9 protein-coding genes and 1 pseudogene are annotated in these 7,888 nt (G+C 62.1%); 6 read left to right on the forward strand and 4 right to left on the reverse strand.

What is annotated here, in order from left to right:
* The 4 genes from A5784_RS24705 to A5784_RS24720 form a co-directional block, all read left to right on the forward strand.
* On the forward strand, positions 1 to 671 hold a 671-nt coding region (locus tag A5784_RS24705; protein WP_156750757.1), incomplete at its 5' end, for an LLM class flavin-dependent oxidoreductase.
* Between the two features lie 428 nt (positions 672 to 1,099).
* Entirely contained in the window at positions 1,100 to 1,930 is an 831-nt protein-coding gene (locus A5784_RS24710; protein WP_353651920.1) for a fumarylacetoacetate hydrolase family protein, read from the forward strand.
* Between the two features lie 61 nt (positions 1,931 to 1,991).
* A complete protein-coding gene (gene ribA / locus A5784_RS24715) occupies positions 1,992 to 3,227 on the forward strand; it encodes a GTP cyclohydrolase II (RefSeq protein WP_353651921.1) in 1,236 nt (411 codons plus the stop codon).
* Between the two features lie 117 nt (positions 3,228 to 3,344).
* On the forward strand, positions 3,345 to 4,250 hold the full coding sequence (locus tag A5784_RS24720) for a LysR family transcriptional regulator (protein WP_064947514.1): 906 nt from the start codon (positions 3,345 to 3,347) through the stop codon (positions 4,248 to 4,250).
* Positions 4,251 to 4,311: 61 nt separating this feature from the next.
* On the opposite strand, the gene A5784_RS24725 is transcribed toward A5784_RS24720, so the two are convergent.
* From A5784_RS24725 to A5784_RS24740, 4 genes are all read right to left on the reverse strand, one after another.
* Positions 4,312 to 4,932, reverse strand: a complete 621-nt coding sequence (locus A5784_RS24725; protein ID WP_064947519.1) for a 3-oxoacid CoA-transferase subunit B — start codon at positions 4,930 to 4,932, stop codon at positions 4,312 to 4,314.
* Between the two features lie 23 nt (positions 4,933 to 4,955).
* Complete coding sequence (locus A5784_RS24730) at positions 4,956 to 5,720, reverse strand: CoA transferase subunit A (protein ID WP_064947515.1); 765 nt, start codon at positions 5,718 to 5,720, stop codon at positions 4,956 to 4,958.
* Between the two features lie 56 nt (positions 5,721 to 5,776).
* Positions 5,777 to 6,298 carry a VOC family protein gene (locus A5784_RS24735; RefSeq protein WP_064947516.1) on the reverse strand — a complete coding sequence of 174 codons (522 nt, stop codon included), beginning with the start codon at positions 6,296 to 6,298 and terminating at the stop codon, positions 5,777 to 5,779.
* Between the two features lie 109 nt (positions 6,299 to 6,407).
* Complete coding sequence (locus A5784_RS24740; protein WP_082945058.1) at positions 6,408 to 6,749, reverse strand: putative quinol monooxygenase; 342 nt, start codon at positions 6,747 to 6,749, stop codon at positions 6,408 to 6,410.
* 330 nt (positions 6,750 to 7,079) lie between these two features.
* Between A5784_RS24740 and A5784_RS24745 the strand changes: the two genes are divergently transcribed.
* Together A5784_RS24745 and A5784_RS24750 are read left to right on the forward strand one after the other, a co-directional pair.
* Positions 7,080 to 7,592: a VOC family protein gene (locus A5784_RS24745; protein ID WP_064947518.1), complete on the forward strand. Its 513-nt coding sequence runs from the start codon at positions 7,080 to 7,082 to the stop codon at positions 7,590 to 7,592.
* A 94-nt stretch (positions 7,593 to 7,686) separates the two neighbouring features.
* A pseudogene (locus A5784_RS24750) lies at positions 7,687 to 7,888 on the forward strand (hypothetical protein); the annotation flags it as partial.

The following is a 7,888-nucleotide window of genomic DNA, read 5'->3' on the forward strand; positions in this document are numbered from 1 at the left end:
TCTGGACCGAACACGACGAGTTCGAATTCAACGGCAAATTCTTCACCGTCAGCGGCGGCTACTCACTGCCCAAACCCCTGCAAACCCCACTGCCCGCCGTCATGAACGCCGGCGGATCCCCCGCCGGCCGCCAATTCATCGCAAACTACGCCGACGCCGGATACGTCCTGCTGCCCTACGATCTCGACGCCGCCCGCGTCGCCGTCGACCAACGCAAAACCGACGCCGCCACCGCCGGCCGCGACGTCGCCACCTGGACCACCGCCTACGTCATCCAACGCGACACCCGCGAAGAAGCCCAACGCTACCTCCAACACATATTCGTCGACCACGCCGACACCAGCGCCGGCGAAACCATGGTCAAATATCTCGGCCTCAACTCGCAGATCATGAGCCCTGACGAACTGGCCGCATTCAGCCTGCATCTACGCGCCGGGTCCGGCGGGTTTCCTCTCGTCGGGACGGCCGAGGACATCGCCGAAACCCTGGCCAACCTCTCCGCCATCGGCATCGACGGAGTCTCCCTGTCCTTCGTCGACTTCATCGACGGCCTCAACCGCTTCACCACCGACGTCATCCCCCAACTCGAAGCCACCGGCCTCCGCACACCCCACCTGCCCGGCGTGAGCAGGGCCGCGGTTGCAGGTGACAACAGAACCGAGCGGAGCTGACTCCCCTGGCCGCGTCATACTGCCCACGCGGCGTAGCGCGCCATCGACCATCGCCGCCAGAGAGTCCGGAAGCAGTCGCATGAACCGAATGCTGGGCACCCTCCGTACACTAACCCCGCTGGGGCGCAGTGTTTTCCGGGCGCTCCGGGTGACATCGCACACGCCATGGTCGTGGCCGTGGGCCTACGCTCAACGCACACCTACTCGACCACGTGCGGATTGCACCCGGCCAGAATGCGCTCAGAAGCAACGGCTCTGCCGGCAGCAGCGGGATGCCTGCGGCGTGCGAACGCCTCGGCCGGTGTGCGTCTTATCCGGCCGGTGGCCACTCGCCTTTGAGGTCGGACCCACGCGAGACGTTCAACGGTGCTCGTCGGAGGAGCAGGAAGGAAGTCGCCGTGCGCTTAGCTAACGCAGCAGGACGGCTCGTGATCGTGACCAGCGACACGACGATGATCGACGTTGAAACCTGTAGTGACGGACGGTTCAGCGCTGACCCGCAAGCGATCTACTCGTGTTGGGATTCGTTTGTCGAGTGGGCACGCACATACAGGTGTGATGAGGGACCCGCGGTAACGTTCGATGCTTTGCGTGCGCCGGTTCCCGCACCCCGGCAGATCTTCGCGATCGGCCTCAACTACCGCGACCACGCTGCCGAAAGTGGTTTCGATATTCCCACTGCTCCCGTGGTTTTCACGAAGTACATTTCGAGCTTCACCGGGCCCTCGGGCACGATCACACTTTCTGGTCGCGAGGTCGATTGGGAAGTGGAACTGGTCGTCGCGATAGGCCGCCTGGGCAGCCGTGTTCCCGAGAGTAGCGCGTGGGACTATGTCGCCGGTATGACTGTCGGACAGGATATTTCGGATCGCTGCGAGCAGTTCGCTGCTCCCCCTGCACAGTTCGGACTCGCCAAATCCTATCGGGGATATACACCGCTGGGGCCATGGCTGGTGACGCCAGACGAGTTCAGCGATCCCGACGACATCGGGCTCGGATGCAGTCTCAATGGCCAGACCGTCCAGCAGGGACGTACCAGCGACATGGTGTTCGGCATTCCCGAGCTCATCGCCCGGCTCTCATCGATTGTGACCCTCTATCCCGGTGACCTCATTTTCACGGGCACGCCCGCGGGCGTCGGAATGGCGCAGCAGCCGCCCCGTTATCTGTCGCCGGGTGACCGTCTGACCAGCTGGGTCTGCGGGATTGGTCACATGACGCATCACTTCTGCGGAGCCAAGGAGAGTGGAAATGTCTGATCAGTCGGTGGCCGGATACTCGTCAGTCGATGAGGCGGCTGCAGAAATCGCCAGAGGCGGCATGGTGGTCGTGCTCGATGACGAGGACCGGGAAAACGAAGCCGACCTCATCATGGCCGCCGAACACGCTGACCCGGTCACCGTCGCGTTCTTCCTCCAACACACGTCGGGCTTCCTGTGCACGGCCATCACCAAGGAACGTGCGATGGATCTGCGACTCGAACCGATGGTCCCACAGAACACCGATCCTCACCGCACCGCCTTCCTCGTCAGCGTCGACTATGGCCCCCAGGTCACGACCGGGATCAGCGCGGCAGATCGGGCGGCCACGATTCGTGCGCTCGCGGCTGAACAGACTCGGCCAGAGGACCTCACCCGGCCCGGTCACGTGCTGCCGCTGCAGGCACGCCAAGGCGGCGTCCTCACCCGAGCAGGACACACCGAAGCCGGTACCGATCTGGCCAGGATCGCCGGGTGCACACCGGCGGCCCTTCTGTGTGAAATCGTCACCACCGACCGAGTCCAGATGCTGCGCGGCAACGACGCCATCGCATTCGGCCGACACCACGATCTGCCGGTGATAGCGATCAGCCAGATCATCGCCTATCGGCGCAACAATGACTCGGCCCTTATTGAACGGACCGGTCAGGCCACTATCCCGACCCAACATGGTGACTTTCATGCCACGAGCTACCGAGACCTCGACGGTGTAGAGCATCTCGCTCTTCGATTCGGCGATGCAGATGTCTCGCGTCCCGTCATCGTGCGGGTGCATAGCGAGTGTCTTACCGGCGACGTCCTCGGTTCACTGCGCTGCGATTGCGGCCGTCAGCTGTCGGCCGCCATCGAAATGATTGCCGCAGAAGGCAACGGGATCCTTGTATACCTGCGCGGCCACGAAGGACGCGGGATTGGCATCGGCCACAAGCTACGCGCTTACGAACTGCAGCAGCGTCTCGGGGTTGACACCGTCGACGCCAACCTCATGCTCGGCTTGCCCGTTGATCAGCGCGATTACACCACCGGCGCCGCCATCCTTGCCGATCTCGGAGTGCGGCAGATGCGGCTGATCACGAACAACCCCGAAAAATACAAGGGCCTTTCGCAGTACGGATTGGACATCGTCGAACGGATCTCCATCCCGCCAGAACCGACAATGCACAACATCGCCTACCTGACCGCCAAGCGTAATCGCATGGGGCATCACATCGATCTGCCTGCCGTACACGAATCATCCGGCACCCCTACATATCTCAGCGATGAGGCAACCTGTGGACACAGCAGCGATGCACGCTGATTCCGATGGACACGGCAGCCGCAACGGGCTAGCGGCCCCACTGCTGCTGCCCGCCTTCGGCCCCTGCCTCGCGACACGGTCGATGACCGTGTCGCATTCAGCAAGGACTCAGAGTCGGTGACGCTACGCCAGTTTCAGTACTTTGTCGCGATCGTCGACGAAGGGAGTTTCACGCGCGCAGCACACCGTCTCTACGTAGCGCAGCCATCTCTGTCCAAGCAGCTCTCAGCGCTGGAACGCGAAGTCGGCGCACCATTGATCGAACGTCTCCCGCGCGGGATCCGGTTGACAGCTGCCGGTCGAGCGTTCTTGCCTGAGGCGCGGGCGGCGATCCACTCCGAGGAACGCGCTCGGCGCGCTGCGCGCATGGCCCGAGACCTCACCTCCGCCGAGATCGAAGTGGCCACGGTGATGTCGATCGCCGTCGGTATTCTGCCGGGCACCATCCAACTCCTCAGCAACGCCCATCCCGGTGTGACGGTGAAACTGCACGAATATCGGCACAGTGCTCTGATGGAGGATGAGGTACGCGGCGGCGTAGCCGATCTCGCCATCGGCCCCGCGCCCAAGCAGTGGGACGGCCTCATCGAGACCTTGGGTTGGGAAGAACTGGTCCTTGTTCTGCCGGCGGGCGATCCGCTGCTCGGCTGTGCGGACCCGGTCGATCTTCGGAGGCTGGCCGACCGGCGATGGGTATTGCCCGATGAGACCGCCGGTCTAGCCGGCTTGGTGATCAGCGCCTGCGAGAGTTGTGGATTCGTACCGTCGGCGATCGTTCGCAGCGCTCAGGTCGAAGCACTCGAGCGGCTCGCGGCGGCGGGCCTCGGTCCGACCATGCTGCCGTCCAACGTGGTCTCGCCCGAATTCAGACCGCTGATGAGGCGCGTAAGGCAGCCAGTATCGCGCGAACTTGCCGTCTACACCCGCAGCGACTGGGCTCCGGGGGGCGACGCCCTGCGCAGTGCCCTGCGCACAAGCTGTGGTCTGCCCTCTGATCCGCCGTCGAGGGCGTCCATCGCCTAGCGTCGGATCCCTGCCTCCCACTGCCCGTGCTCACGCTTCGGCAAGAAGGTCAGCGAATCGCTCACCCCTCCAGGTCAAACCGCAGCGGCGCGTCCGAAGAGGCAACGAGCCGATCAGCCGTCACCGCATCGGCGATCTCCCGCACCACGAGCTTGCCGTCGTCGATGTCGAATACGCCGAGATTGGTGATGACACGGTTCACGACGCGCTCACCAGTGACCGGCAGGGTGCATTGCCCCACGAGCTTTGGATTACCGTCGCGGTCGGTATGCGCCATGACCACGATCACCCGTTTCGCTCCGTGCACAAGATCCATCGCGCCGCCCATACCTTTGACCATTTTGCCCGGAACCATCCAATTCGCCAGATCACCGTGGGCCGAAACCTGCATGCCCCCGAGGATTGCGGTATCGATGTGGCCGCCCCGGATCATTCCGAACGATATCGCTGAATCAAAATATGACGCACCTGCAACGACCGTCACTGTCTCCTTTCCCGCGTTGATCAGGTCCGCGTCCACTGCATCTTCCTCCGGGTAGGCCCCGGTGCCGAGCAGCCCGTTCTCGGAGTGCAGCACAACGGCGACATCGGGCGGTATGTAATTCGGCACCACAGTCGGAAGTCCGATGCCGAGATTGACGTACTGTCCAGCGGTCAACTCCGCGGCGGCGCGGGCAGCCATCTGGTTTCGGTTCCAACCGCCGGTCACGACAGCGACTCCGTTCGATGTGAGACGGTCCGTTTCTCAATGTGCTTGCGTTGGGGGCCGGTAGCGACGACCCGTTGCACGAAGATGCCTGGGAGGTGAACATGCGCAGGGTCGATTGAGCCGGTGGGCACAAGCTCCTCGACCTGCGCAATGGTGATTCGCCCCGCCATTGCGGCAAGAGGGTTGAAATTCAACGCTGTTTTCTCGAACACCAGGTTTCCGGCCGCGTCACCCCTCACGGCGTGGACAAGTGCATAGTCGGCAACGATTCCGCGCTCCAAGACGTAACGGGTGCCATTGAACTCGCGGATCTCTTTCGGCGGAGACGCCAAGGCAACAGACCCGTCTTCGTGATACCGCCACGCCATTCCCCCGTCAGCGATGACGCTGCCAACTCCGGCCGGCGTGTAGAACGCGGGAATGCCCACGCCTCCGGCGCGAAGGCGCTCAGCGAGAGTTCCCTGCGGTACGAGCTCGACCTCCAGTTCGCCCGCGAGATACTGGCGTTCAAACTCGCTGTTCTCGCCGACGTAAGAAGCGGTGATGCGGCGGATCTGCCGACTCCTCAGAAGCACGCCGAGCCCAATACCATCGATCCCACAATTGTTCGAGAACACCTCGAGGTCGGCAACGTCGGAGTCGGCGAGCGCTCCGATAAGGGCATCAGGTATGCCGCACAGCCCGAAGCCCCCCACAGCAATACTTACACCCGAGCCGATATCTGAAATCGCCGCCCCGGGCGACGGCCAAACCTTATTCATTGATTGACAATTCGGTAGAGTCCAGTGAACGGTAACGTGCCGGTGTCGGATCTCAGCTAGCCCGACTGCGGCAGCGGGGTCCATTTACGGGCGGTTGTCAGCGATTCATACACCTGCACCGACGGATAGGTGACCAGTTCGATGGTGCTGCCCCACGGGGTGCGGGCATACAAAAACTGGCAGCCGTCGCCTTTTTCCGCTCCCGGAAGGTCACTGGGGCCGTCGCCGCGGATCACCGCACCCGCACCACGCAGCTTCTCTGCCGCTGCGTCGATATCATCGACATACACGGCGACATGCTGATATCCCAGATCGCTGGGGATGGCCGGCGGCTGCTGATGCTGCGTGGCATAACTGAAGAGCTCGATATTGGGCCCATTGGCAAGCCGAAGCACCCGTATCGCCGAGATAGTCGTCCCCTCTGGGACGCCGAGGCCCTCTTCGATCCACGCGCCGCCGATCGGCGAGTCGATGATGTCGTACATGTAGATCGCGCTGAAAGCGTCGACGAAGAACTGCGTGGCCTGCTCGATATCGGGGACAGTGATGCCGATGTGCTCGATGCCGCGGATTGTCATTGCCACTCCTGAGATTTAGCGTTGAAAAGTGGTGCGGGCCGCCCAAAAGTGACGGCCGCGCGCCCGAACGGTTTAAACAATTTCTGCCAGGCAAACGTGGTCGCGCCGGTTACGCTCCGGCGGCGTGTCCGGCGATCGAGCCCGCCGATGCGGTGCCTCCCTCGACAGCTTCGTAGTACACGATGTCGGGTTCGGCCGAGCAATATTCGCCCACCGCGGCCAGTGCTGTCTGAATGTGCTCGCTCGCGAGGTGCTTTGCGAGCAATTCCGGGGATTCCCAGCGTTCAACGAACGCGAACCGCGTCGAATCCTCTGTTCCCTGATGCAGGGCGTAGAGCAGACATCCGTCCTCCCCATGCGTCTCCTCGAGGAGGTCGGCGAAAAACTTCTTCGCGGCATCCTCTTTCCCTTCCTGGGCCAGGAAAGAGGCAATCACAACGACTTCAGACAACGCACTCCCACTTTCTCGCGAACATCACTTCTTGCTGCAATTTCAGGCTGCTCCACGGGCGCCGGCCGTGTCCAATATCCATCGCGCGCAGGATCAATAGCCTCAGGCTATTGGCTGTATCCGATGCGACGAGCGGATGTCCCCGACTCGCGACATAGCCTCAGGCTATTGCTGGCACAGCGATTGGCGATTGGACTCCGATACGCAGAGACGGCAGTCTCAGCTGGACATAAGAGTGACTCGGTTCACTTTGGTGAGTAACGCAGCCGGCCATGGGAATCCACACCGTCAGAGACGACGTGGCTGCAGACAGAAGCGAGGAGATACCACGTGGTCTTCATCAACCACATAGCGATTCCGGCGATCGATATCGAGGTATCGACACAGTTCTACGTCGAATGGTTTCGGGGAACACGAATCCCGTCACCGCGATTTGGCGTTCCCGTGTCGTGGGTGCTGATCGACCAAATGGAGATCCACATTGTCGAGCATTCCGCCGAGCGAATCTCGAGCGGCTACCATTTCGCGATCGCAGTCCCCGATGCGGGGCGTTTCGAGGAGATCTATCTGGACGCCTCGCGGCTTGGATTATTCGAGCATGAAGAGTTCGGCCACCACATCGTGGAACGGCTGGATGGCGTGGTGCAGATGTACATCCACGATCCCGTCGGCAACATCGTTGAATGCATGTTCCATGACAGCGATTCCCTCTCACCGAGCATCCGATCCGAAGTCCGCCGGTGGCACGAGTACAACGAGTTCGACACATGGAATACACCGATGTCGACCGGCCAGGACACCTCCGATCCGGTCCGATCTTCCCGGGCGCGGGTGCTCCGTTAGCTCCCTGTGCGCCACGCGCATTCACAGATCCCGGTTCGCCGGTTACACATACCACTGAGCACTATCTGCCAATATGGAAGGAACTCATAGAGAAATGACGATCGCACCTCCGCCTTCGATCGAATCAACAGAACGTCGTGATCGGTCGGGTGTCAATGCGTTGTTCGGGGATAACCGGTTGAAGTTGGGATTGTTCGGCATCAACTGCAACCGTGCGGTCGCGATGACGTTGTCGCCGGATGTGCCGGTGTTGACCTGGGAATACACCAAACGCGTCGCCCAACTCGCCGACCGCG

The sequence above is a fragment of the Mycobacterium sp. 852013-50091_SCH5140682 genome (assembly GCF_001665685.1).
Lineage (GTDB): Bacteria > Actinomycetota > Actinomycetes > Mycobacteriales > Mycobacteriaceae > Mycobacterium.